This is a genomic window from Mesomycoplasma ovipneumoniae, assembly GCF_033343935.1.
Lineage (GTDB): Bacteria > Bacillota_I > Bacilli_A > Mycoplasmatales > Metamycoplasmataceae > Mesomycoplasma > Mesomycoplasma ovipneumoniae_G.
The window spans coordinates 1-2,183 of sequence record NZ_JAWPGQ010000027.1; the positions used below are offsets into that span (position 1 = coordinate 1).

The 2,183-nt window shown below is 26.8% G+C and carries 3 protein-coding genes; all 3 read left to right on the forward strand.

Translation table 4 applies throughout. The annotated features are described in order from the left end of the window. Window positions 1–164: 164 nt before the first annotated feature. The 3 genes from R7X45_RS03770 to R7X45_RS03735 are packed head-to-tail and all read left to right on the forward strand — an operon-like array spanning window position 165 to window position 1,991. Window positions 165–320, forward strand: coding sequence for a helix-turn-helix domain-containing protein (locus R7X45_RS03770; RefSeq protein WP_196242514.1), 156 nt, complete (start codon window positions 165–167; stop codon window positions 318–320). Window positions 321–339: 19 nt separating this feature from the next. Next, window positions 340–1,107, forward strand: a complete 768-nt coding sequence (locus tag R7X45_RS03730) for a hypothetical protein (protein ID WP_044284549.1) — start codon at window positions 340–342, stop codon at window positions 1,105–1,107. After that, a complete protein-coding gene (locus R7X45_RS03735; protein ID WP_044284548.1) occupies window positions 1,092–1,991 on the forward strand; it encodes a DNA-methyltransferase in 900 nt (299 codons plus the stop codon). Before R7X45_RS03730 ends, R7X45_RS03735 begins: the two co-directional genes overlap by 16 nt. Window positions 1,992–2,183: the final 192 nt, after the last annotated feature.

Below are 2,183 nucleotides of genomic sequence, written 5' to 3' on the forward strand. Positions count from 1 at the left end.
CAAAACTTCATATATTTTTTTAGGCTCAGCGTAAATAAAAATGAGTTTTCTATTTACATTGAGTTTAAATAGTAGTTGTATTTTTTTAAGTTTTTGTTATTTTAACCATAAATGATTTTTGTGAGTGTTTTAGCTAAAAAGGGTAGTTTAAATATTTTTTAGTTTTGCTTTTTAAGTTAAAAAATCGCGAAAAAACCGGACACTTTTCTAAGATTATCTCATCAAACTGGGAAACTCGGGAATATATATCGCTTAGAAATATTGAAAGGATTTGTGAAGAATTAAATTGTAAAATTGAAGATGTTATTATAATTATTTAAAATGGAGGAAAAAACAATTATGAGATATGAAGATTTAGAATTTAAAATACCTATAGAGTCTAAAGAATATGAAAAAGATTCAAAATTTGTTATTGAACAAATAATAAATATATTACAAGAACGAAAAAATTCTGGTGATGATAAAATTATAATAAATACAAATTTAAAATTAGGATTACCATTAGAAAATATAAACAAGATTGCAGATCCTATGATCGAAGCTTGGGCAACTGAGGTTTTTGCCAGCATTAGGAATGTTCAAAATAATAAATATAATTTAATAAATGTAGAAGCACAAGAAAGACTAGGAATGGCAGATATTATACTCGAGTTTAAGAAAGATAATGTTAAAGTTCTTACAGGGAATATTGATGTAAAGGCGACTGCAAATGATATTATTGATAGTGGAAAAGGTCCTAATATTACTTCTTTTTCTAGGATTAGGACAGCTTATGTAGTTGATCCTGATTATATGTTTATAGTATTGTCGATTAAGCATAAAGTTTATTCAGAAAGAAATGAACGAACACAATTGATGGATGGTATTATGCAAGTTGTTGACTTTAATGCGTATGACTTAAAATTTATAGGAGATAATGACATAAACTATAATCCAGCTCTAGGCACTGGTCAAATACAAATAAAAGATATTCATAATGTTAGTTTTAAAAGAAGAACTACTTGGGAAATGTGTCAATTATTAGATAAAAAATATTTACATAGTAGCAGAAGAACATTTGAAGATTTCTATAGAGAGGCAATTAAAAATAAATGGATAAAACTTTAAAAATAATTTGTGGAAATGCAATTGAAGAACTTAAAAAAATTGAATCTAAAAGTATTAATTTAATTGTCACAGATCCGCCATACAATTTGAATAAAGATTATGGAAATAATAAAGATAATTTGGAATTTGAAGAGTATTTAGAATTTTCAAGACAGTGGCTTACCGAAGCAAAAAGAGTGCTAAAAGATGATGGAACTATATACATTTTTATGGGTATGAGATATATATCATATATTTATAGCATACTTGAAAAAGAGTTGAATATGCATTTTAATTCTTGGATAACTTGGTTTTATACACAAGGAATAGGGAAAACAAAAGGGTTTTCTCCTAGACACGATGATATACTAATGTTTACCAAGCATAAAAGTAAATTTACCTTTAACTTAGATGATATAAGAGTTCCACAAAAATTTTACCGTTCAATAAATAACATGAGGGGTTCAAATCCGGGAAATGTATGGCAATTTTCTCATATGCATTATTGTAATAAGAATAGAAAAAAGCACCCCACACAAAAACCAGAAGCTTTGTATGAAAGAATGATTTTAGCTTCATCGAATGAAAATGATATTGTACTTGATCCATTTGTTGGTAGTGGAACAATGCTTAGAGTTTGCCAGCAAACTAATAGACGAGGTATAGGTATAGAAATTAATGAAGAGTATGTTCAAATGTGTAAGGAAAGATTAGAAGAAGATTTTACAGGTTTTGATAGTGAAGATGAAAGAATCAAAAGGGTGCCTAACGATTTAAATGATTCTAGTATTAGAAAAAAATATCTTGAAAATCACAAAAAATGGTTTTTAAAAAATCATCAAAACTTAATAAAGAAATTTGAAGATGAAGTAAATGAAAAATACTTTCATAAAAAAGACGATTAGATAAAATCTAGTCGTATTTTCTCAAATTAAGAATATAAATGTAACACACAGATATTTTTAAAATCGCCATTTGGTGATTTTTTTAAATATTAGATCTAAGCTAGTATATTCTTGAGTTTGGCAGTTCGATGGAAAACATTCACTTTTTATTGAATACAAATATGCAAAAATACCGGTAAATCCGTGTTTTTT